Below are 22,904 nucleotides of genomic sequence, written 5' to 3'. Positions count from 1 at the left end.
CTGCGCGAGGTCCTCGTTGCGCCGCGTGAAGAATCGGTCGCACGCGTCGCGGAAGCGTTTCCACACCGCGCGCGTTTCGGGCCGCGGCACCGGCCCGGAGGCCTGCCACTCGGCCTGGAGCTTCTTCATCTCCTCCGCCGTCTTGATCCAGTCGGTCGAGTCGGCGAGCGCTTCCGCCCGCTCGCACAGCGCCAGCTTGATCTTCAGGTTGGCTTCGCGCTCCGCCGCCCGGCTGGCGAAGAACTCGCGCGCCTTCGCCTGGATCGGGTCGGCCGCCTGCCGGTAGCGGTGCCACAGCGTCTGCGCCTGGGCGCGCGGCGCTTCGGCGGCGGTTTTCCAGCGCTCCTGGATGTCGTGCAGCTCGCGCGCCGCCTTCTCCATGTCGTCCGGCTTCTCGAGGTCGTACTTCTTCCCGAGCGCCTCCGCCTGCGCGATCAGCTCTTCCTGCACGGCGGCATTGGCGAACCGCTTCCACTCGTCCATCTCGCGCAGCTCGTGGAGCTTCGGCGCCAGCGCGCCGAGCGCCGCCTTCAGCCGTTCGACCAGGTACTCGCGCTCGTGATGCGGCACCGCCAGCGGCGTCTCGATCGCCGCGCGCAGATCGCGCGCCGCCTTGTCGGCTTCCTTGAGGGTGAGATCCTCCGCTTCCGCCCGCTTGTGGACGCGCTCGATCAGCTGGTCGACGCGCTGCACCTGCTGGCGCAGGGCCTTCTCCGCCGCGAGCCGCTTCGCCTCCGCGCGTTCGCGGATCGTCGTCTCGGCGGCGGTGTAGCGCTGCTGCACCGCCTCGTCCAGCGACTCGCTCCTGCCGCGGAGCGCGGTCCACTCGCGCGAGACGGCATCCCACGCGTAGGCCGGACTGTCTTCCTGCGCGGCGAGCTGCTCCGCCTCGCGCGACAGCTCGTCGAGCCGCAGGTTCGTCTTCGCCGCCTCCTGCAGGTTCTCGTGCCGCGACGCCGCGCGGCGGCAGGCGTCCTCGAAGCGCGCCATGAAGGCGGCGTGCGCCGCCGCTTCCGGATCGGCGGGCAGCCCTTCCCATTCCGAGCGCGCCTGGGCGATCCGATCGAGGGCGTCGTCGCCGTGAATCGCCTCGATGCGCTCGCACATCTCGCTGCGCCGCAGCCGCGCCGCGTTCAGCTCTGCCTCCAGGCGCTCGCGTTCGGCGCGCTCCTGCGCCTCGCGTTCGAGCACCGCGCGCGACGCCGACGCCGCGCTCTGGAACCGGCCGCGCTCGGCGGCGCCGATCTCGTGAGTGGCCGTCTCGAGCAGCTGTGCCCACTCGGCCTCGGCCTCGCGCAGCTGATCCGCCGCCCCCGCCGTGGCGGTGGATGCCGCGAGCGCCTCGACGCGCGCGAGCGCGCCGGCGACGCGCTGCCGGTGTGCCTCGAGTGCCGCTTTTTCTGCCGCCGCCGCTTCGTCGATTGCCTGCACCATCGCCCTCGCGCGTTTCGCTACGGACTTGTTCTTCGCGCGTTCGGCGAGTCCGTCGAGGGTCTCGCGATCCGGCGAAGCCAGGCTCACGGCGCGCTCCAGCGCGCCGATGCCGGCGTCCTTGTGTTCGGTCTTCGCCGCGATGTTGAGCAGCTCCGCGGCATCCTCGATTCGGTCGCAGGCGAGCGCCGCGGTGCGCGGGTCCGCCGCGTGCCGCGCCACCGAGCTGAGCGACTTCACGTCGGTGAGCCGTCCGACGGCGGCGGTCCGCACGCTCTCCGCCGGCGACGTCTTCGCCACCGTGCCGATCTGTTTCGGATCGGTGAGCGCGGCGAGCGCGCGCGCCGCGGATGCCTCGTCGCTCCCGGCGGCAATCGCCGCCAGCCGCGCGAGCAGCTCCTCGCGCAGCCCCGCGTCCGCGTCGGCCGCGGCAAGGCCGGCCAGCACGTCGACGTCCTCGATCCGCGCCGCCGCCGCGCGTCTGACGCGCACCTCGGCGTCTTCCCGCGCGAGCGCGACCAGCGCCGCCGTGTCCTCGTCCGACGGTCCGAGCTCCGCCACGCCCGCGACGCGGATCTCAGGGTCGGCCGACTTGTGCTTGGGTTGGATCTTGAAGCGGTCGAGGAAAGACATGGGAGCCTTACTCAATCTGGAAATTTGGAAATCTGGAAATCTGGAAATCGCGGATTTCCAAGTTTCCAAATTTCCAGATTTCCAAATCGCAGCGTTACCTACTGTGATTCAGCCGTGAGCCAGTCGGCGATCTGCTCCCGGGTCCACACGTGGTCGTCGTTGAGATGGACCAGCATTGGCGCCAGGGGCAGCCGCTTCTTACATCCTTCGTGCGGGCACCGTTTCGTGACCTCGTCGAGGCAGCGGAACAGCCGCTCGAGATGATCAGGAATCAGCTTCCCGTGGTTCCTCGGCAGATGGTAAACGGCGTCGTAGACCGCGCCCAGCGCGCACGACCCGCCCTTGTCGTCGAAGTAGCTGCCGAAGCACTGCGGACCGCGCGTCGAACCGGCGCGAATGTACTCCGCCAGCTCGCGCTGCTCGCTCTGGAGTTCCGTTACCATCGTTGTCCTCCGGCGAAGAACATCAATTGTAGGCTAACATTCGATCCATTCGCTTGAATCGACGCGCACCAAACTTTTGGGCCGGCGGTTCGCCACCGGACACTCATTGTCCGGCCCCGGCCAGAGTCCGGCGCCGGCCGAATCAGATGCCTATCCTCTTCGCCCTGCTCGGTTTCCTTCTTCAGACGCCGCAGGCTGCCGATCCGTTGCAGCCCGCGCCGGGCAATCCCGTGGTCGTGATCGAGACCTCCGCGGGGTCCATCGTGGCCGAGCTATTCAAAGATCGCGCCCCCGTCTCCACGGAGAACTTCCTGCGGTACGCCCGGGACGGCCACTATGCCGGGACCATCTGGCACCGCGTAGTTTCGGGCTACGTAATCCAGGGCGGCGGCTACACGCCGGAGCTGGTCGAGCGGGCCACGCGCCCGCCCATCCAGAACGAGGCCACCAACGGCCTGGGCAACCGCCGCGGCACCCTGGCCATGGCGCGCCTCCGGGCGGCCCGCAGCGCCACCTCGCAGTTCTACATCAACGTGGCCGACAACGCCGCCCTCGACCACCGCGGCTTCGGGCCGGACGATTTCGGCTACGCCGTGTTCGGCCGCGTCCTCTCGGGCATGGACGTCGTCGACAGGATCGCCGGCGTGCCGACGACCTCGCGCGACGGCATGGAGAACGTGCCGGTCACGCCGGTGCTGATCAAGAGCGTGACGGAACGACGCGAATGAGCGGCCGTCCGCTCTTCATCATCTTTCTCACGATCCTCGTCAATCTGATTGGGTTCGGGATCATCATTCCGCTGCTCCCGTTCTACGCCGCGACGTTCGGCGCGTCGCCGCTGACGATTGGATTGCTGTTCGCGTCGTTCTCGATGGCGCAGCTGATCGCCTCGCCGCTGCTGGGGCACTGGTCCGATCGCTGGGGAAGGCGGCCGGTGCTGATCTTCAGCCTGATCGGCACCGTCGTCAGCTTCGTCCTGCTCGCGCTGGCGCAGGGGCTCGCGATGCTGTTCGTGGCGCGGATCGTGGACGGCCTGTCGGGCGGCAACATCACGACCGCGCGCGCCTACATCGGCGACATCACGACGGACGAGAACCGCGCGAAGGCGTTCGGCGTGCTCGGCGCGGCATTCGGCCTCGGCTTCATCATCGGCCCGGCGCTCGGCGGCCTGTTCGCGCACATCAGCTATGCGGCGCCGATCTGGGTGGCGGTGGTCATGAGCGTCCTCGCGACCCTGTTCGCCTGGTTCTGGCTGCCGGAGACCGTTCACCGCGTCGAGGCCGTCGCCGGCTCCCCCTGGCAGGCGCTGCGCGAGCTGGGCCGGCGTCCCGGTCTGCGCCGGCTGTTCGCGATCGACTTCCTCTACTGGGGTTCGTTCGCGGTCTACCAGACCACGTTCGCCTTGTTCGGGGCGCGGCGCTTCGGCTTCGACGCGACGCATACCGGATATCTGCTCGCCGCGTTCGGCTTTCTCGGCGTGATCGTTCAGCTGGCGACCGTCGGGCCGGTCGTCGGCCGCCTGGGCGAGCGGCGGACGCTGATTGTCGGGCTCGTGTTCGCAGCGATTGGCTGGGGTGGCAGCGCGCTGACATACTCGCTGCCGCTGTTCGTCGCCCTGCTGATCCCCGGCGCGATCGGGATCGGCCTGTGCAATCCGTCGCTGGTCTCGCTCGTCAGCGGCGCTGGCAGCAAGCACGAGCAGGGCCGCATCCAGGGGGCGGCCGGCGCGCTGGAGAGTCTCGGCCGCACGCTCGGGCCGATCTGGGGCAACGGCGCGCTGCAGTTCCTCGGCGAGGGAGCGGCGTACGGATCGGCCGCCCTCGTGCTGCTGGGAACGGCGCTGCTCGCCGGCGGCTACCCCCGCCCGACCGCGGAGAACAGGAGTACGCCGTGAACGACTCGACGGAGGATTTCGCCGCATTGTTCGAGGCCTCGATCAAGGCGAGGCGCTTCAGGGAAGGACAGACGCTGGAAGGGACCATCGTCGCCATCGGTCCCGAAGTGGCGTTCGTCGACGTCGGCGGCAAGGGAGAAGCGCAGATCGACGTCGACGAGCTGAAGGACGAGAACGGCGCGCTCGAGGCCGCCGTCGGCGATCGCATTCAGGCGGTCGTCGTATCCGCGGAGGGCGGGCTGCAGCTCTCACGCAGGCTGGCTCGCGGCGCGGCGACCGTGCGGCAGCTCGAGGACGCCTTCCGCGCCCGCCTGCCGGTCGAAGGCAAGGTCGAGCAGGAAGTGAAAGGCGGCTACGAGGTGCGGATCGCGCGGCAGCGCGCGTTCTGCCCGTTTTCCCAGATCGATACGGTGCGCACCGAGCCCGCCGCGCACATCGGCAGGATCTACGCCTTCCGCATCACCGAGTTCAAGGAGGGCGGCAGGAACCTGATCGTCTCCCGGCGCGCCGTGCTCGAGGAGGAGCAGAAGGCGCGTGCCGCCGAGATCCGCCAGTCGATCGTGCCCGGTGCGATCCTGACGGGCCGCGTCGCCTCCGTGCGCGAGTTCGGCGCGTTCGTCGAGCTCGGCGGCGGCGTCCAGGGGCTTCTGCACGTGTCGGAGATGGGATGGTCGCGCGTGACGGATCCTTCGCAGGTCGTGAAGGTGGGGGACGAGATCACCGTCAAGGTGCTGCGCGTCGATCCGGGCGAGAGCGAGAAGCAGAAGATCGCGCTCGGCCTCAAACAGTTGAGCGACGATCCGTGGTCGAAGGCGTCCGACACGTATGCCGCCGGACAGGTGCACGCCGCCACCGTCGAGCGCCACGAGAAGTTCGGGGTCTTCGTCTCGCTCGCTCCCGGCCTCACCGGTTTGATCCCGCTCGCGGAGACCGGTGTGCCAAAGACCGCCGACGTCGCGCGGGCGCTGCCGGCCGGCAGCACCGTCCAGGTGATGATCCAGGAAATCGATGCCGCGAACCATCGCCTGCGTCTCAGCATCAAGGCGGTCGACGCGGCCCGTGAGGCCGACCAAGTGCGCGAGTACTCCCAGCGGGCGGAGGCCGCGGCGCCGGAGTCGTTCGGATCATCGCTTGCCGACAAGCTGAAAGGTGCGCTCGGCCGCAGGCCGAACGAGTGACCGCTCGAGGCTGAGCTGAACTGATTTCGCGCGCTCGCGCGTCTTAACGTTCATGTCCCCGGCTCGCTCGCCGCTCTACCTGTCTCTCGCCGCCGCATTGAGCGCCGCATCCTGCGGATCGGAGAGGTCCGCCCCGACCGCGCCGGGCTCCACGGCGGCTCCGGTGATTGCGCGGCAGATCGTCGTGCTCGGCGACAGCCTGGCGGTGTCGCCATCGCGCTCGCAGAGCTTTCCGGCGGTCTTGCAGGGACGCCTCGACCGCACGCATCCGGGCTGGACGATCCGCAACGAGAGCGTCAGCGGCGACACCACCGCGGGCGGCGTCCGCCGACTCGACGCCGCGCTCACCGGCGAGACGCGGATCCTGATCCTCGAGCTCGGCGCGAACGACGGGCTGCGCGGCCTGGAGATCGCGGCGATCGAGCGCAATCTCGCCGCCATCATCGAGCGCGCGCACGCGCGCGGCATCCGCGTGCTGCTCTGCGGAATGGAGACGCCGCCGTTGAACGGCTGGAACTACTCGGTGGAGTTCCACCGCGTGTTCCCGCGCCTCGCCGCGCGCTACGCCGTTCCGCTGGTGCCGTTCCTGCTCGACGGGGTGGCGCTGAATCCTGAGTTGAACGGCGATGATGCGATCCATCCGAATGCCGCCGGCGCGCGGCTGATTGCCGACACGGTGTGGCCCTACCTCGAGCCGCTCCTCGCGACGGCGGCCGTGCGATGACAGCCGCGGTCTACGCCGCCGGCACGCACAGCCGGCCGAACTCGTAGCCGCGCTGCCGCAGCGCCGGCACCAGCTGACGCGTGGCCTCGACCGCGTAGCGGCGGTCCGCCCGGGGATCCACGTGATGCCCGTCGTGCATCACGATGATGTCGCCGTGCGACGCCCGCTTCGCCAGCCGCGCCGCCAGCCCGCTCGCCTCACGCGCCCGGAACCAGTTCCAGTCCCACAACCCCCAGCTCCAGCCGACCAGCCGGTGCTCGCTCAGGTCCAGTCCCTCGTACATCGAGCCGCTGCGCCAGCCGGCGTGGGGGCGGAAGAGGCGGCACGGGCGCGACCCGGCCAGCTGCTCGATGCGGTCGGCGTAGCCGGTCAACAGGGCGGCGAGATCCTCCGGCGTCTTCATCATCAGCGCCCGGCTGTTCGAGTGCAGCGCCACGGCGTGGCCGTCCTCGAACATCCGCCGCACGATCGGCGCGGTGGCGTCGGTCAGGTGTTCGTCGATCAGGAAGAAGGTCGCCGTCGCCTGGTGCTCGCGCAGCACGTCGAGCAGGGCCGGCGTCGCCGTCGGATTCGGCCCGTCGTCGAAGGTGAGATACACCGTGGCCGGCGTCCCGGGTCCCTTCGCGTCCCGCACGCGCCAGAGCGACTTGGACGGGGCGAACGCTTCGAGCAGGAAGGGGAACGGCGCGGTGTGCGCCAGGAACACGACGCCGACGCCGAGCGCGATGAGAAAGAACATCAGATCACCCCGTCACCGCTGCTGCAGTTCCCGCTCGAGCCTGGTCACCAGGTCGTCCAGCTGATCCACCACCGCGCGCACCGTGTCGGGCTGCGCCAGATCGACGCCGGCCCGGCGCAGCAGCTCCATGGGATAGTCGCTGCCGCCGGCGCGAAGCAGGTTGAGGAACCGATCGCGCGCCTCCGCCGCGGGCTTTCCTCCGGCGTGAATCTGCCTGGCGATCTGCGCCGCGGACGCGAAACAGGTCGCGTACTGATAAACGTAGTACGGCGAGTTGAAGAAATGCGGGATCCGCGACCAGGTGATCCCGGTGTAGGCGCTCAGATCCACCGCGTCGCCGTAGTAGTCCTTCAGCAGCTGCGTGTAGGTGGCGGTCAGGATCTCGGCGGTGATCGGCTGATCCTGCTCGGTGAGCCGATGCGCCCGCAGCTCGTAATCGGCGAACATCACCTGCGTGTAGAACGTCCCGGTGATGTTGTCGATGGCGTGCTGCAGCAGCACGATCCGCTCGGTCGGGTCGGTCGAGTGCGCCAGCATGTATTCCAGCAGCAGCGCCTCGCTCAGCGTCGACGGCACCTCGGCGACGAAGATCGTGTAGTCGGAGTAGATGAACGGCTGCGACTCGTGCGACAGGATGGTGTGCATCGAATGGCCCATCTCGTGCGCCGTCGTGAACACGTCGTCCATCGTGTCGGTGTAGTTCAGCAGCATGTACGGGTGCACGCCGTACACCGGGGCTGAATACGCGCCCGAACGCTTGCCCTCGTTCTCGTAGACGTCGATCCAGCGGCTGGCGAAGCCCTGCCGCATCAACGCCTGGTAATCGGGACCGAGCGGCGCCACCGCTTCGACGATCCAGTCGAGCACCTGGTCGTAGTCGTACTTCTTGTCGAAGCTCACCAGCGGGATCGAGAAGTCGTAGACGTGATACGACGGCACGCCGAGCGTGCGCCGGCGCAGCTGGTGATACCGGCGCAGCGGCGCCACACCGGCCCGCGTCGTCTCGATCAGGTTCTCGACGACCGAGGTGGGGATATTGTCGCCGTGCAGCGCCGCTTCGAGCGTGCTCGTGTAACCGCGCGCCCGCGCCTGGAACCAGTCGCGCTGGCACACCGCGTTGTAGAGCGATGCGTAGGTGTTGAGCGAGCCGTTGTAGGTCTCGTGCAGCGCCGTGAACGCCTTCTCGCGATCCGCCTGTTCGTGCCGGGTGGCGAGAATCGCGCGGTACTGTCCGTACGAGACGGTGACCTCCTCCCCGCTGGAGAGGGTGATCTTCGGAAACCTGGCGTCCGCCGTGGAGAGCGCCCAGTACGCGTCGTTCGGCGAGGCGGCGAGGCGGCTGGCGAGCGACATCAGACGCTCGCCGGCTTCGTCGAGGACGTGCTCCTGCTGACGGTAGAGATTCTCGATCGCGAAGCGATAGACCTTCAGATCCGCGTCGCGGTCCATCCACCCGCGGACGGTGTCGAGCGGGATCTGCAGCAGTTCGGGACTGAACCAGGACTCCGCCTGCTTCCAGCGGGCGAAGAGGATCTGCACCTGCTGCCGCCTCGCGTTGATCGTGTTGTCGCGCTGATCCTCGTCGTACTGCAGCGACGGGTAGTACCAGACGCGATAGGCGAGCTGGCCGAGCTCCTCGGACAGGCTGAACGCCTTGAGCAGCGCGGCCGGTCCGCCGGCGAGCGTTCCTTTGAGCTCGGCGTAGCGATCGATCCCCGCCTCGAGCTTCTTGTACGCCGCTTCCCACGCCTCCCAACTCTGGAAGATGTCGGACACGTTCCATTTGAAGCGGTCCGGGATCTCGGGGCGGTTGCGGCTGCGCGCCGGCGGCGCGGGGGGAACCATCGTCTGGGACATCAGTTGATTCTAGACCGCGGCGACGCCGCGGACGAATGCGGCGACGGCGTCGTAGATGCCGGCCAGAACGGCGTCCTGGCTGCGGCCTGCGATCTTGACCCGGACTTTGAACGAGTGGTCGCCGTCCTCGACCTCGTGGAGCGCGGCGCGGGGATTCAAGCCCGGCAATAACGCGGCAATCTCGGCTGAGGTTCCAAACTCGTCGCGCGTCCCCTGCACGAACAGCATCGGCTCGCGGATGGCAGGCAGATGTGCGTCGCGGCGCTGTTCGGGCCGGCCGGGCGGGTGCAGCGGGTAGCCCAGGTACACGAGCCCGGCGAGCCCGTCGAGCCCCTGCGCCGCAACCTGCGACGCGATGCGTCCGCCCATCGACTTGCCGCCGATGAAGAGCGGCAGCGCCGCGAACGCTTCGTGGCCGCGCGCCGCGGCGAACGCCTCGCGCCACGACGCCTCGAGCACCGGCGCCTTGTCCGGGACGCTGCGCCCCTTCGTCATGTACGGGAAGTCGAACGTCGCCACGGTGACGCCGCGGGCCGCCAGCGCGCGTGACGCTTCGACCATGAAGCGGCTTCGCTGCCCGGCGCCGGCGCCATGCGCCAGGACCAGTCCGGCTGCGGCGCGATCGCTGGAGTAGACTGACAGCACTTCGAGGAGACGCATGATGACACGCACGAGAGCGTTCGCGATAGTGCTCGGGTCCGCCGCCGCGGCGTTGGCCTCCGGCAGCGTGAAGCTCGCGGCGCAGCAGCTGCCGCGGCCGCCGCAGTCGGAGATCGACGTGAGCCGCTCCGGCGTCGATCTCGCGGCGCTCGATCGCGCCGTCAATCCATGCGACGACTTCTACAAGTTCGCCTGCGGCGGCTGGATGACGAAACACCCCGCGCCTCCCGATCAGCCGCGCTACGGACGGTTCGAAGAGCTGCAGAACCGCAACAACGAGATCCTCAGAGACATTCTCGAGAACGCGGCCAGGCCCGGGGCCGCGGCCGCCTCGGCCGAGATGCAGAAGGTGGGCGACTACTATGCGAGCTGCATGGCGGAAGCGGAGATCGAGAAGAAGGGAACCGCGCCGCTTGCTCCCGATCTCGCGCGCGTCGACGCCATCAAGACGAAGAACGACATTCCCGCGGTCGTCGGCCAGATGCACACCGTGGGCATGACCGGGTTCTTCGGGTTCGGATCCGCGCCCGACTTCAAGGACGCGAGCCAGTACATGCTGATTTACGGGCAGGGCGGACTGGGTCTTCCCGATCGCGACTACTACTTCAAGGAGGACGCGAATTCGGTGAAGCTGCGGGAGGCCTACCTCGGCCACGTCGCCAGGATGCTGGAGCTCGGAGGCGCGAGCGCGGCGTCCGCGGCGGCGGGCGCGAAGACGGTGATGCAGATCGAGACGACGCTCGCCAGGAGCGCGCTCGATCGGGTGGCGCAGCGCAACCCGTCGAACATCTACCACAAGATGTCGCGCGACGAGGTGAAGAAGCTGATGCCGAACTTCAACCTGTCGCAGTATCTGGAGCGGGCGGAAGCGCCGGCGGGAGACAGCGCGAACGTCACCGAGCCCGACTTCATGAAGGCCGTCGACGCGGTGATCGCCGCGACGTCCCTGGCCGACCTGAAGACGTACCTGCGCTGGCACGTCATCCACTCGAACGCGCACATGCTGCCGGCGCGCTTCGTCGACGAGAACTTCAACTTCTACAACAAGACGCTGACCGGCGCGCGGGAGCAGCGGCCGCGCTGGAAGCGCTGCGTCGACGCCGCCGACGCGGATCTCGGCGAGGCGCTCGGCAAGATCTACGTCGAGCGGACGTTCGGCGCCGATGGCAAGGCGCGGACGGTGGAGATGGTCGAGGCGATCGAAGCGGCGCTGGCCCGCGACATCGGCGAGATCACCTGGATGTCTCCCGAGACCAAGAAGGCGGCCGAAACGAAGCTGCGCGCCGTCGCCAACAAGATCGGCTACCCGGATCGCTGGCGCGACTACTCGTCCCTCCGCATCGTCCGGGGGGACGCCTACGGCAACTCACAGCGCGCCAACCTGTTCGGGTACCGGCGCCAGATGGCGAAGATCGGCAAGCCGGTCGACAAGACCGAGTGGCTGATGACGCCGCCGACCGTGAACGCCTACTACAACCCGCTCGAGAACAACATCAACTTCCCCGCCGGAATCCTGCAGCCGCCGTTCTTCAACAAGGCAGCGGATGACGCGGTGAACTACGGCGCGGCGGCGGCCGTCGTCGGCCACGAGCTGACGCACGGCTTCGACGACCAGGGACGCCGCTTCGACGCGCAGGGGAACCTGCGCGAATGGTGGACGCCCGCTGACGGCAAGGCGTTCGAAGAGCGCGCCGCCTGCTTCGACAAGCAGTACAGCGGCTACACCGCGGTCGGCGACGTGAAGCTGAACGGCAAGCTGACGCTCGGCGAGAACGTCGCCGACAACGGCGGTCTCCGCCTGGCATGGATGGCGCTGATGGAGCGGCTCAAGACCAGGCCGCTTGGCGAGGCGGACGGCTTCACCCCGCAGCAGCGTTTCTTCATCGGCTGGGCGCAGATGTGGTGCGAGAACAAGAGCCCGGAGATCGCGCGCCTGCACGCGCAGACGAACCCGCACTCCCCGGGCGAGTACCGGACCAACGGGGTCGTGGTGAACATGCCGGAATTCGCGAGCGCCTTCAGCTGCTCGGCGCCCGCGAAGATGGTCGCGAAAGAACCCGTCTGCCGGGTGTGGTAGTTGGGTCTCAGGCTTTAGACAGCAGCGAAGCGACTCACTTCTTCGCGGCGGCGATCTCCGAGTGGAACGTCGCCGTCCACTTCGTGCCCTTCTTCGTCCACAGCGTGGACGCGAGCGTCGGCGAGTCCACCGGCTGGTTCATGAAGGTGCCGGTGCCCGTCCAGGTGTAGTTCACGATCGCGTTGTTCGCGTCGATCCACTGGACCTGCGGATTGTCGATCTTCCAGCTCTTGATCTTGACCTGGTCGAAGACCTTGAGGAACTCCGCGATCGGCATGAAGCCGCTCTTGTCGACCGACATGGCGCCTGCCGCGACGAGGGAGGAGAACGTGGCCTTGTCTCCCTTCGCAACCGCTTCGTTGATCTTCTGCTCGTTGGCGATGAGCGTCTTCTCGAGTGCCGCCTTGTCCTGCGCGAACGACAACCCCGGAGTGAGTACGAGTAGCACGAGGGCCCGGATAGCGATCTTCATGCGTCCTCCTGAATACGACACCGGTTGTTGGTCTACTTCAGCAGCTCCTTCAGCTTCGCGTCGAATTGTGCGTACGGCAGCGCGCCGACGATCATCGGCCCGTCGATGCCGCCGGGCGTCGTGCGGCCGATCACGAACGTCGGCGTGCCGTCGATCCCCAGCTTCGCTCCTTCCTGCAGCTCCGCCTGGATCGCGGCGTCGTGCTTCGACGAGGCGGCGCACGCGGCGAACGCTTTCGGGTCGAGCTTCAGATCGCCCGCCGTCTTCGTCATGAAGTCGGGGGAGAGCACGTTGGCGTTGCGCACGAGCGTGAGGCGCATCTCCCAGAACTTCCCCTGCTCGCCGGCGCACCGCGCCGAGCGGGCGGCGGCCATCGCGTGCGGATGCAGCACGTCGATCGGGAAGTCCCGGCTGATATAGCGCAGCTTGCCGGTGTCGATCCAGTTCTTCCTGATCTCGTCGAACGCCGTCAGCGCGAACTGGCGGCAGTAGGGGCACTGCAGATCCGTGAACTCGACCATCGTCAACGGGGCGTCCGGCCTGCCGAGCGCGTAGCCCTGGAGGTTGCTGACCTTTCCGGTGGCCGGACGCGGCGGCGGCGTCTGCCTGATGACGCTCTCGAGGAGGGCGCGGATGGTCCGCAGCTCCTTGATGATCTCCTCGTTCTGCTGCTGGACGGACGGGGGGGACCCGCCGGGCGGTGTCGGGGGCAGCTGGGCCGCGGCCGGCCCTGCACAGAAGCCGGCCAGGACCAGCGTCGCCGGAAGTGTCTGGAATTTCATGGGCTAAGTCTACTCTGGACAATAAGCATCAACGCATATAGATTTATAGATGCAATGATCTCGTCGGCGGCACTCTTCCGCCTGCTGGGTGATGACGCGAGGCTGAGGATCCTGCGGCTGCTGGAAGCCGAGCGGCTGAACGTGTCGGAGTTGACCGCCATCCTCGGCATCGCGCAGTCCGGCGTGTCGAGGCACCTGGGTCTGCTGAAGGAAGCCGGGCTCGTGGAGGAGCGGAAGGAGGCCGGCTTCACGTTTTTCAGCCTGGCGCCGGCGCTGCAGTCCGGCGCGAACGGCTTCGGCCCGATCTGGCCGGTGCTCCGGGCGCATTTCGACGCCGTCGCGGGATCCCCGGAAGGGCGCGCGGACGCGGCGCGGCTCGAAGAAGTCCGGCGCGTGCGCAGGGAGAACTTCGACGAGCACGGTGCGGCCGACGAGCACCGGCAGATCGTTCCCGGCCGGAGCTGGGCGGCATGGGCCCGTGCGCTCGGGCATCTGCTGCCCGAGCTGGACGTGGCGGATCTCGGCTGCGGCGAAGGCTATCTGACGATCGAGGCGAGCCGCTTCGCGCGCCGCGTCATTGCCGTCGATCGTTCCGAGGCCGTGCTCGAGCGCGCGAAGTCGCTGGCGGCGGTCAAGCTGGCCCGCCGCAGTCCCGGCGAGCGCGGCGAGATCGAGTGGACGCGCGGCGAGATCGAGAACCTGCCGCTGGAAGACGAGAGCGTCGACGTCGCCCTGCTCTCGCAGGCGCTGCACCACGCCGAGGATCCGGACGCGGCGCTGCGCGAGGCGGTGCGCATCCTGCGTTCCGGCGGGCGCGTGCTGCTGCTGGAGCTGCGGCGCCACGAGGAAGCCTGGGTCCGCGAGCGCCTCGGCGACAAGTGGCTCGGCTTCGAAGACGACGAGCTGCGCGCGATGCTGGAACGCGCCGGACTCTCGGGCGTGAAGATTACCGTCGGTGCGCGCCGTGCGCGCGACCCGTTTACCGTGCTGATCGCGAGCGGCGTGAAAGCCGCCGCAAGTTCCTAGAGGACCTCCCACGATGCCCCTGAACGACCCTCGACCCTCGGCCCTCGGCCCTCGACCCGCGGCCTGGAGCGCACTCGACCAGGCGCTCCGCGGGCGCATTCTCGTGCTCGACGGCGCCATGGGCACCATGATCCAGCGCTACAAGCTCACCGAGGCGGACTTCCGCGGCGAGCGGTTCAGGAGCCATCCCAAGGACCTGCAGGGGAACAACGACCTGCTGATCCTCACGCGCCCGGACGTGATCAGCGAGATCCACCGGCAGTACCTGGAGGCGGGGGCCGACATCATCGAGACGAACACGTTCAGCAGCACCTCGGTGGTGCAGGCGGACTACAACCTCGAGGCGCTCGCCTACGAGCTGAATCTCGAAGGCGCCAGGCTGGCGCGGGCGGCCTGCGACGCATGCACGGCGACGACGCCGGATCGTCCCAGGTTCGTCGCCGGGTCGATCGGTCCGGCCAACCGCACCCTGTCGATCTCGCCGGAGGTCAACGATCCGGCGTTCCGGGCACTGACGTTCGATCAGCTCAGGGACGCCTACGCCGAACAGGTTCGCGGGCTGATCGACGGCGGTTCCGATGTCCTGCTGCTCGAGACGATCTTCGACACGCTGAACGCCAAGGCGGGGATCGCGGCCATCGAGCAGGTGTTCGCCGAGAAGGGGGTGCGCCTGCCGCTGATGATCTCGTTCACCATCACCGACAAGAGCGGCCGCACGCTGTCGGGGCAGACGCTCGAAGCGTTCTACATTTCGGTGCGGCACGCGAAGCCGTTCAGCATCGGCATCAACTGCGCGCTCGGCGCGCGCGACATGCGTCCGTACCTTGCCGATCTCGCCGCGATCGCCGAGTGCTACGTCAGCAGCTACCCCAACGCCGGGCTGCCCAATGCCTTCGGCGCCTACGAGGAGCTGCCGGCCGAGACCGCCGAACTGGTGAAGGACTTCGCCACCAGCGGGTTCGTCAACATCGTGGGCGGATGCTGCGGCACGACGCCCGATCACATTCACGGCATCGCGCAAGCCGTCGCCGGAATCGCGCCGCGGCCGCTGCCGGCTTCCGGCTCCCAGCCCTTCACGGTGCTGTCCGGCCTCGAGCCGCTGACGATCAGGCCCGACTCCAACTTCCAGATGATTGGCGAGCGCACGAACGTCACCGGTTCGGCGAGATTCGCGCGGCTGATCAAAGCCGGCAACTGGGCGGAAGCGGCGCAGGTCGCCGCCGAACAGGTGCGCGGCGGCGCCAACATCATCGACGTCAACATGGACGAAGGCATGCTCGATTCCGAGCGCGCCATGACGACGTTCCTGAACTACATCGCCACCGAGCCCGAGATCGCCCGCGTGCCGATCATGGTCGACAGCTCCAAGTGGTCGGTGCTCGAGGCCGGCCTCAAGTGCGTGCAGGGCAAGGGAGTGGTCAACTCGATCAGCCTGAAGGAAGGGGAGGCGGACTTCCTCGCCAAGGCGCGCGCGATTCAGCGCTACGGCGCGGCCGTGGTGGTGATGGCCTTCGACGAGACCGGCCAGGCCGACACCGTCGACCGCAAGGTCGCGATCTGCGAGCGCGCCTACAAGCTGCTCACCGAGCAGGCGGGCTACGACCCGTCCGACATCATCTTCGACCCGAACATCCTGGCCATCGCCACCGGCCTCGAGGAGCACAACGACTACGCGGTGAACTACATCGAGGCGACGCGCATCATCAAGCAGCGCTGCCCCGGCGTGAAGATCAGCGGCGGGGTCAGCAATCTCTCGTTCTCCTTCCGCGGCAACGACACAGTGCGCGAGGCGATGCACTCCGCGTTCCTCTTCCACGCCATCACGGCCGGCATGGACATGGGCATCGTCAATGCCGGGCAGCTCGTCGTCTACGAAGACATCCCGAAGGATCTGCTCGAGCACGTCGAGGACGTGATCTTCAACCGCCGTCCCGATGCCACCGAGCGGCTGGTGCAGTTCGCCGACACCGTGAAGGGCAGCGGCAGGAAGAAGGAAGCGGATCTCGAGTGGCGCAGCCGGACGGTCGAGGAACGGCTCGCCTACGCGCTCGTCCACGGTGCCGTCGACTTCATCGATCAGGACACCGAGGAAGCGCGCCAGAAGTACCCGCGCCCGCTCGACATCATCGAGGGGCCGCTGATGGACGGCATGAAGATCGTCGGCGACCTGTTCGGCTCCGGCAAGATGTTCCTGCCGCAGGTCGTCAAGAGCGCCCGGGCGATGAAGAAGGCGGTCGCCTATCTCGAGCCGTTCATGGAAAAGGAGAAGGCGGCGCGCCTCGCCGCGGATCCCTCCGCCGGCGGCGCCCAGGGACGCATCGTCATGGCCACGGTCAAGGGGGACGTCCACGACATCGGCAAGAACATCGTCGGCGTCGTGCTCGGCTGCAACAACTACGAGGTCATCGACCTCGGAGTGATGGTGCCGGCCGCGAAGATCCTCGACACCGCCCTCGAGCGCGGCGCCAACATGATCGGCCTGAGCGGGCTGATCACGCCGTCGCTGGACGAGATGGTGACGGTGGCGCGCGAGATGGAGCGGCGCAAGCTGACGCTGCCGCTGCTCATCGGCGGCGCCACGACCAGCCGACAGCATACCGCGGTGAAGATTGCGCCCGAATACTCGCAGCCGACGGTGCACGTGCTCGACGCGTCGCGCGTCGTCGACGTCGTCTCCGCGTTCATCAACGACGAGCGCCGCGGCGCCTTCGTGCAGAGCAACCGCGAAGCCCAGGAGGAGATCCGCGAGAAGTACAAGGCGCGCAGCGAGCGGCCGCTGCTCTCCTACGAGCAGGCGAAGAGCAACCGGCTGCAGTACAACTGGGACGATCACGTGACGGCGACGCCGGCGTTCGTCGGCCGCCGGTTCCTGGACGACGTGCCGCTGCAGGAGATTGCCCGGTACATCGACTGGACCTACTTCTTCTCCGCCTGGGAGCTGAAGGGGCGGTACCCGGCAATCCTCGAGCATCCGCAGTACGGCGAGGCGGCCCGCGAGCTCCATGCGAACGCGCAGGCGCTGCTCAAGAAGATCGTGGACGGCAAGTGGATCCGCGCCCGCGGCGTCTACGGCTTCTGGCCGGCGATCGCCGACGGCGACGACATCGTGCTCTACAAGGACGAGGATCGCCGCGAGGTCTACGCGCGCTTCCCGATGCTGCGGCAGCAGGAGCACCAGCCCGACCAGCGGCCGAATCTGTCGCTGGCCGACTTCGTGGCGCCGCGCGGCAGCGGCATCCCCGATTACCTCGGGCTGTTCGCCGTCACCGGCGGCATCGGCGCCGAGGAACTGGCGAAGCGCTTCGAGGCCGAGCACGACGACTACAGCGCGATCATGGTCAAGGCGCTCGCGGATCGTCTGGCGGAGGCGTTTGCGACCTATCTCCACGCGCGGGTGCGTGAGGACTGGGGTCACCCGGATCCGCAGACCATCGGGGCCGAGGACCTTCATCAGGAACGCCACCGCGGCATCCGGCCGGCGCCGGGCTACCCGGCGTGCCCGGATCACAGTCAGAAATTCGAGCTGTTCGCACTGCTCCAGGCCGAGCGGCAGGGGATGGGCCTGACCGAGCACGGCGCGATGACGCCGGCCGCCAGCGTCAGCGGGTTCTACTTCTCGCATCCGCAGGCCAGATACTTCAACGTGGGGCGCGTTGGACGGGACCAGATCGAGTCGTACGCCCGGCGGAGGGGCGTGGCCATTGAAGAGGTGGAGAAGTGGCTGTCCCCGAATCTGGGCTACGAAGTCGATCTCGGTGTCAAATGCTCCTAGGATCACTCCCGCACGGCCGCAAGCCCTTGTAGCGCTTGAGGTATCCTGTTCGGTGCCCAACCAAAGGGTGGCTTCGGCCGTCTGATTACAGGCCCGGAATACGCCGGAAATACAGGGCACTGTCATGAAGAAATCGTCCATTCTGATCGCCGCCGCCGCGGTCGCCGGCATTGCCGCGGCCGGCCTGTCGCTTCGCGCGCGCAGTCCGGAGCAGTCCGCCAGCGCCACGCCGGCGACGACGGTGGTGCGGAAGGGGGACTTCGTGCGCACCGTCCGCCTGGCGGGCACCGTCGAAGCCGTCCAGGCGACGGCGATCCAGGCGCCCCGCCTGTCGGGCCAGAACAACAATTCGCTGGTCATCATGCGGTTGATCAAGGCCGGCACCTCGGTGCACCCGGGGGATCCGCTGGTGGAGTTCGATCGCCAGGATCAGCTCCGCAACGCCTTGGACCGGCGCGCCGAGCTGAACGATCTGGATCAGCAGATCAAGAAGCGGACGGCGGAGGAAGTGGCGGCCCGCGCCAGCGACGAGAGCACGCTGAAGCAGGCGCAGAGCACCGTCGAGCGCACCCGCAACGAGCTGGTCAAGAACGACATGCTGCCGAAGATCCAGGCCGAGAAGAACAAGCTCGCCTTCGAGGAGGCGGAAGCCAGGCTGAAGCAGCTCCAGGAAACCTTCGAGTTGAAGCGGCGCGCCGCCGCCGCCGACATCCGGATCCTCGAGATCCGCCGCAATCGCGCCGAGACCAACATGAAGCAGGCGGAGTCGAACGCCGAGCGCATGCTGATCGCCTCGCCGCTGCCCGGCGTCGCGGTGGTGAAGACGACCTGGAAGAACGGCGGCAACATGGTCGAGTTCATGGAAGGGGACGAAGTGCGTCCCGGCCAGCCGGTGGTCGAAGTGGTCAATCCCGCGGTGATGCGCGTTCGCGCCCGCGTCAACCAGGCGGACATGAACGACCTGCGCGTCGGGCAGCCGGTGAGCGTCGGTCTCGACGCCTATCCCGAGCTCACGTTCCACGGCACCGTGGATCAAATCTCGCCCATCGGCCAGCAGTCGACGCTGTCGCCGAAGGTGCGCAACTTCATCGTGCTGGTCCTGGTGAAGGAAGCACATCCGAATCTGATGCCCGACCTGACGGCGTCGCTCGACGTCGAGCTGGATCGCGTGCGCGGCGCGCTGGTGGTGCCGCGCGACGCGGTGGTGCTCGAAGGGGAGCACGCGTTCGTGCGCGTGCAGCGCGGCGGCCGGTTCGATCGCCAGGACGTCACCCTCGGCCCGTTGAACACGCACGAGGCCGTCGTCGCCGGCGGCCTGCAGGAGGGCGTCACGGTCGCGCGCAACGCCGCCGCCCTGAAGTGAACCCATGAGAATCCGACCCAGCAGGCGGCTGCTCGCCGCGGCCGGCGCCGTCGTGGCGATTGCCGCCGCGGGCATTGCCATCAACGCCCGCAGCAGCGGCGCGATCCCCAACGTCACCACCGGGGAGGTGACGCGCGGCGACTTCGTCGATTACATCCAGATCCGCGGCGACATCCGGCCGGCGAAATCGATCCAGCTCGCGGCGCCGCTCGACGCCGGCGGCGAGCTGCAGATCGTCAAGCTGGTGAAGAACGGCGCCGCGGTGAAGAAGGGGGACGTGGTCGTCGAATTCGACGCGACGTCGCTCAATCAGCGCCTGATGGAGCGCCGCTCCGAGCTGAAGACGGCGGAAGGGGAAATCGAGCAGTCCCTGGCGCAGACCAAGATCACCGCCGAGCAGCGGCAGACCGAGATCCTCAAGGCCAAGTACGACGTCGAGCGCGCCAGGCTCGATCTCGGCAAGCGCGAGATCGTGTCGCGGCTCGAGTACGAGAACGCCAAGCTGGCGCTCGCCGACGCCGAACAGCGGTTGAAGGAGATCGAAGCCAAATCGCTCTCGACGGCGGCGGCGATCGAAGCGGAGCTCACCGGGCGGCGGCGCCGCCGCGACAAGGCGCTCGCGGACGTCGAGCGGACGCTGCGATCGATTGCCGCGCTGAAGCTCGTCGCCCCCGCCGACGGCACGGTCAACGTCCTGCCGAACCCGCGGTCCGGCGGACCGTTCGGCGGCGGCGGCGTGGAGTTCCGCGAAGGGGATCGCGCCTGGGCGGGCGCGGGCATCCTGGAGCTGCCGGACCTGTCGTCGATCCATCTCGAAGCCCGCCTCGACGAGTCCGATCGCGGCCGGCTGAAGGTGGGGCAGGCCGCGACGGTGAAGATCGAAGCCGTCCCCGGCAAGGAGTTCGCCGCGAAAGTCGATCTGATCTCGGTGCTGGCGCGGGTCGACTTCTCGTCGGGATGGCCGCCGGTCAGGAACTTCGATCTGGGCCTGGTCCTCGAAGAGCGCGATCCGCGCATCCGTCCCGGCATGACCGCCACGGCGCGCATCGCCGCCGACCGGATGCCGGACGCCACGCTGGTGCCGGCCGAAGCGATCTTCCAGAAGGACGGACGCCCGGTCGTCTACCGGCTGAACGGATCGAAGTTCGACGAGCAGTCGATCGAGATCGTGCGGCGGGGCCGCGAGCAGGCGGCGGTGAGCGCCGGCGTGCAGGCCGGCGACAAGCTCGCGATGCGGCGCCCCGAGCCGGAACTGATCCGGAGGAAGTCGTGATCCGGAAGCGGCGTGCGGTCTGGGCGCTCGGCGTGATCGTCATCGCGGCGATCGCCGCGACGTTCGCCACCGGCGCGCCGGTGCTTCCCGACCGCGGCACGATCGTGCCGACCGCGAAGGCGGTCCGCGGACCCCTGAAGCTGACGGTCTACGCCACCGGCGAGCTGCGCGCCGGGCGCACCGTCAACCTGATGGCGCCGCCGGCGGGCGGCATGCTCCGCATCGTCCGGCTGCTGCAGACCGGCACCGCGGTCAGGAAAGACGACGAGGTCATCGAGTTCGACGCCGCCGATCAGGAGTACGCGCTGCAGCAGGCGAAGACCGATCTCGCCGAGGCCGAGCAGCAGATCGTGAAGATGCGCGCCGACCAGGCGGTCACCGCCTCGCAGCAGGCGCTCGACATGCTGACGGCGCGCTACAACGTGCGCCGGGCCGAGCTCGACACCGCGGGCAACGAGTTCATCGGCGCGATCGAAGCGCAGAAGAACCTGCTCACGCTCGAAGAGTCGCGGCGCCGCCTGAAGCAGCTCGAGGACGACGCGGCGGCGAGGACGGCGACCAGCCAGGCGGCGCTCGCGGTGGTGCAGGAGCGGCGCAACAAGGCGCAGATGGCGATGGAGCGCGCCCAGGGGATCATCGACAACCTCATCGTCAAGGCGCCGTCGGACGGGGTCGTCTCGGTGAAGGAGAACCGCGACGGGCAGTTCTTCTTCTTCACCGGGATGATCCTGCCGCAATACCGCGAGGGGGATTCGACCTTCTCCGGCCGCAACATCGCCGACATCGTCGAGAGCGGGATGATGGAAGTGCGCGCCAAGGTCACCGAGACCGATCGCGACAACCTGCAGGCGGGCCAGCCGGCGACGGTGCAGATCGACGCGCTGCCCGGACGGACGTTTCCCGCCAGGGTCGGGCCGCTGAGCGGCAGCGCCTCGCGCGGCAACTTCTTCGAGACGAGCGCCGTGCGCCAGTTCGACATCACGCTGCAGTTCGACAAGCCGGATCCGGCGATGCGCGCCGGCTCCTCGCTGCGCGTCGTCATCGACGGCCGCGAGATCAAGGATGCGCTGCACGTGCCGCGTCAGGCGGTGTTCGAGAAGAACGGCAAGACCTTCGTGTTCCTGCAGGCCGGCGGCGACCGCTTCGAACGGCGCGACGTGAAAGTCGAGAACCGCACCGAGAGCCGCGCCGTGGTCAGCGGGCTGAACGAGGGGGACGTCATCGCCCTCGTCGATCCCGACGTGGCCACGCGCCGCGCCAGGGCGCCCTCGGGCCCCACCACCGGCATGGCGAAGTGATCTCGACGCGCACCCATCTCTGGTCCACCGACCTGCTGCCCGAGCTGCGGCTCGGCCTGGAGAACCTCCGCGCGCACAAGCTGCGCTCGCTGCTGACGATGCTGGGGATGATCTTCGGCGTCGCGGCGGTGGTGGCGATGCTGTCGATCGGCGCGGGCGCGCAGCAGGAGGTGATGGCGTTCATCGAACAGCTCGGCGTCCGCAACCTGATCGTCGAGGCGCGGGAAGCGCCCGACAACCAGGCGCTGCAGAAGGTCCGCAAGCTGTCGGCCGGCCTGTCGTTCCAGGACCTGCGCGTCATCCAGTCGAACATCGAGAACATCACCGCCGCGAGCGCGCGCAAACGCTTCACGCCCTCGAAGCTGATGCCCAAGCCGGTGGCCGGGGATTCGCCGGTGGTCTACGGCGTGTCGCCGTCCTACGCCACGATCGCGAGCCTGCAGGTTGCCTCGGGCCGCTTCTTCGACGAGACGGAAACGACGTCGGCGGCGCCGGTGGCGGTGCTCGGCGAAGCGGCGGCCGCGGCGCTGTTCGGCGCCGAGGATCCGATCGGCAAGTACGTGAAAGTGAACGATCAGTGGTTCCGCGTCGTCGGGGTGGCCGGGCCGCAGTTGACGGTGCAGTCGGACGTCGCCGGCATTCCGGCGCAGGATCGCAACAACATCATTTACGTGCCGCTCTACTCGTCGGTCTTCCGGCTCGAGGACGGCCAGAGCGCGCAGAAGGACGAGATCGACGGCATCTACCTGCAGATGGCGCAGGGCTCGGACATCACCGGGGCGGCGGCGATGATCCGCGGCATCCTCGACGTCGCCCATCGCGGCGCCGGCGACTTCACCATCGTCTCCCCGGCCGAGCTGCTCGCGGAGCAGCGCCGCACGCAGCGGATCTTCGAGATGGTCATGGTGGCCATCGCCTCGATCTCGCTGCTGGTGGGCGGCATCGGGATCATGAACATCATGCTGGCGAGCGTGCTGGAGCGGACGCGCGAGATCGGCGTGCGCCGGGCGATCGGCGCCCGGCAGCGCGACGTCGTCCGCCAGTTCCTGATCGAGACGACGATCATCTCGCTGACCGGCGGCGTCGCCGGCATCCTCACCGGGGTCGGCCTGTCGCAGCTCATCGGCATGCTCGCCGGCTGGTCGACGATCGTCACCACCAGCTCCATCGTGCTCGCGTTCGGCGTGTCGGTGGTGATCGGCATCGTCTTCGGCCTGTACCCTGCCGTCCGCGCGTCCCGCCTGGACCCGGTGAAGGCGCTGCACTACGAATAGATCTCCCG

General features: G+C 68.3%; 18 protein-coding genes. 11 read left to right on the top strand and 7 right to left on the bottom strand.

What is annotated here, in order from left to right:
- Both VFK57_05730 and VFK57_05725 read right to left on the bottom strand, forming a co-directional pair.
- Window positions 1-2,064, bottom strand: a 2,064-nt coding sequence (locus VFK57_05730) for a DUF349 domain-containing protein (protein ID HET7695190.1), incomplete at its 3' end; no start/stop codon positions are given.
- A gap of 98 nt (window positions 2,065-2,162) precedes the next feature.
- Window positions 2,163-2,507: a hypothetical protein gene (locus VFK57_05725; protein HET7695189.1), complete on the bottom strand. Its 345-nt coding sequence runs from the start codon at window positions 2,505-2,507 to the stop codon at window positions 2,163-2,165.
- 146 nt (window positions 2,508-2,653) lie between these two features.
- Here VFK57_05725 and VFK57_05720 point away from each other — a divergent pair, with 146 nt between their 5' ends.
- From VFK57_05720 to VFK57_05705, 4 genes are all read left to right on the top strand, one after another.
- Window positions 2,654-3,235 (top strand): peptidylprolyl isomerase, encoded by a 582-nt coding sequence (locus VFK57_05720; protein ID HET7695188.1) that lies wholly within the window; start codon window positions 2,654-2,656, stop codon window positions 3,233-3,235.
- Window positions 3,232-4,401 (top strand): MFS transporter, encoded by a 1,170-nt coding sequence (locus tag VFK57_05715; protein ID HET7695187.1) that lies wholly within the window; start codon window positions 3,232-3,234, stop codon window positions 4,399-4,401. Before VFK57_05720 ends, VFK57_05715 begins: the two co-directional genes overlap by 4 nt.
- The gene (locus tag VFK57_05710) at window positions 4,398-5,579 is read left to right on the top strand and encodes a S1 RNA-binding domain-containing protein (GenBank protein ID HET7695186.1); all 1,182 of its coding nucleotides are present in this window, start codon (window positions 4,398-4,400) and stop codon (window positions 5,577-5,579) included. Before VFK57_05715 ends, VFK57_05710 begins: the two co-directional genes overlap by 4 nt.
- A 163-nt stretch (window positions 5,580-5,742) precedes the next feature.
- The gene (locus tag VFK57_05705) at window positions 5,743-6,303 is read left to right on the top strand and encodes an arylesterase (GenBank protein ID HET7695185.1); all 561 of its coding nucleotides are present in this window, start codon (window positions 5,743-5,745) and stop codon (window positions 6,301-6,303) included.
- Window positions 6,304-6,313: 10 nt separating this feature from the next.
- On the opposite strand, the gene VFK57_05700 is transcribed toward VFK57_05705, so the two are convergent.
- The 3 genes from VFK57_05700 to VFK57_05690 are packed head-to-tail and all read right to left on the bottom strand — an operon-like array spanning window position 6,314 to window position 9,571.
- The gene (locus VFK57_05700; protein HET7695184.1) at window positions 6,314-7,042 is read right to left on the bottom strand and encodes a polysaccharide deacetylase family protein; all 729 of its coding nucleotides are present in this window, start codon (window positions 7,040-7,042) and stop codon (window positions 6,314-6,316) included.
- A gap of 12 nt (window positions 7,043-7,054) precedes the next feature.
- Window positions 7,055-8,899 carry an oligoendopeptidase F gene (gene pepF / locus VFK57_05695; GenBank protein ID HET7695183.1) on the bottom strand — a complete coding sequence of 615 codons (1,845 nt, stop codon included), beginning with the start codon at window positions 8,897-8,899 and terminating at the stop codon, window positions 7,055-7,057.
- 9 nt (window positions 8,900-8,908) lie between these two features.
- Window positions 8,909-9,571: an alpha/beta fold hydrolase gene (locus VFK57_05690; GenBank protein ID HET7695182.1), complete on the bottom strand. Its 663-nt coding sequence runs from the start codon at window positions 9,569-9,571 to the stop codon at window positions 8,909-8,911.
- Here VFK57_05690 and VFK57_05685 point away from each other — a divergent pair.
- Window positions 9,561-11,636, top strand: a complete 2,076-nt coding sequence (locus VFK57_05685; GenBank protein ID HET7695181.1) for a M13 family metallopeptidase — start codon at window positions 9,561-9,563, stop codon at window positions 11,634-11,636. The two genes, VFK57_05690 and VFK57_05685, sit on opposite strands and share 11 nt — an antisense overlap.
- Before the next feature lie 34 nt (window positions 11,637-11,670).
- Here the strand turns inward: VFK57_05685 and VFK57_05680 are convergent, their stop codons facing one another.
- Both VFK57_05680 and VFK57_05675 read right to left on the bottom strand, forming a co-directional pair.
- A complete protein-coding gene (locus VFK57_05680) occupies window positions 11,671-12,108 on the bottom strand; it encodes a nuclear transport factor 2 family protein (GenBank protein ID HET7695180.1) in 438 nt (145 codons plus the stop codon).
- Between the two features lie 32 nt (window positions 12,109-12,140).
- Window positions 12,141-12,890 (bottom strand): thioredoxin domain-containing protein, encoded by a 750-nt coding sequence (locus VFK57_05675; protein ID HET7695179.1) that lies wholly within the window; start codon window positions 12,888-12,890, stop codon window positions 12,141-12,143.
- Window positions 12,891-12,944: 54 nt separating this feature from the next.
- Between VFK57_05675 and VFK57_05670 the strand changes: the two genes are divergently transcribed.
- The 6 genes from VFK57_05670 to VFK57_05645 all read left to right on the top strand — a co-directional run bounded on the left by VFK57_05670 (window position 12,945) and on the right by VFK57_05645 (window position 22,896).
- On the top strand, window positions 12,945-13,916 hold the full coding sequence (locus VFK57_05670) for a metalloregulator ArsR/SmtB family transcription factor (protein ID HET7695178.1): 972 nt from the start codon (window positions 12,945-12,947) through the stop codon (window positions 13,914-13,916).
- Between the two features lie 13 nt (window positions 13,917-13,929).
- Window positions 13,930-17,688 carry a methionine synthase gene (metH, locus tag VFK57_05665; protein HET7695177.1) on the top strand — a complete coding sequence of 1,253 codons (3,759 nt, stop codon included), beginning with the start codon at window positions 13,930-13,932 and terminating at the stop codon, window positions 17,686-17,688.
- Between the two features lie 124 nt (window positions 17,689-17,812).
- A complete protein-coding gene (locus VFK57_05660) occupies window positions 17,813-19,051 on the top strand; it encodes an HlyD family efflux transporter periplasmic adaptor subunit (protein ID HET7695176.1) in 1,239 nt (412 codons plus the stop codon).
- Window positions 19,052-19,055: 4 nt separating this feature from the next.
- Window positions 19,056-20,324 carry an efflux RND transporter periplasmic adaptor subunit gene (locus VFK57_05655; GenBank protein ID HET7695175.1) on the top strand — a complete coding sequence of 423 codons (1,269 nt, stop codon included), beginning with the start codon at window positions 19,056-19,058 and terminating at the stop codon, window positions 20,322-20,324.
- Window positions 20,321-21,622, top strand: coding sequence for an efflux RND transporter periplasmic adaptor subunit (locus tag VFK57_05650; GenBank protein HET7695174.1), 1,302 nt, complete (start codon window positions 20,321-20,323; stop codon window positions 21,620-21,622). The genes VFK57_05655 and VFK57_05650 overlap by 4 nt, the downstream gene beginning before the upstream one ends.
- Entirely contained in the window at window positions 21,619-22,896 is a 1,278-nt protein-coding gene (locus VFK57_05645; protein HET7695173.1) for an ABC transporter permease, read from the top strand. Before VFK57_05650 ends, VFK57_05645 begins: the two co-directional genes overlap by 4 nt.
- The last annotated feature ends 8 nt before the right edge of the window (window positions 22,897-22,904 follow it).

This window comes from Vicinamibacterales bacterium (assembly GCA_035699745.1).
In the GTDB taxonomy this organism is placed as follows: Bacteria; Acidobacteriota; Vicinamibacteria; order Vicinamibacterales; family 2-12-FULL-66-21; genus JAICSD01.
Note: the sequence above shows the minus strand (reverse complement) of the source record. Positions and strands in the feature narration are given on the sequence as shown.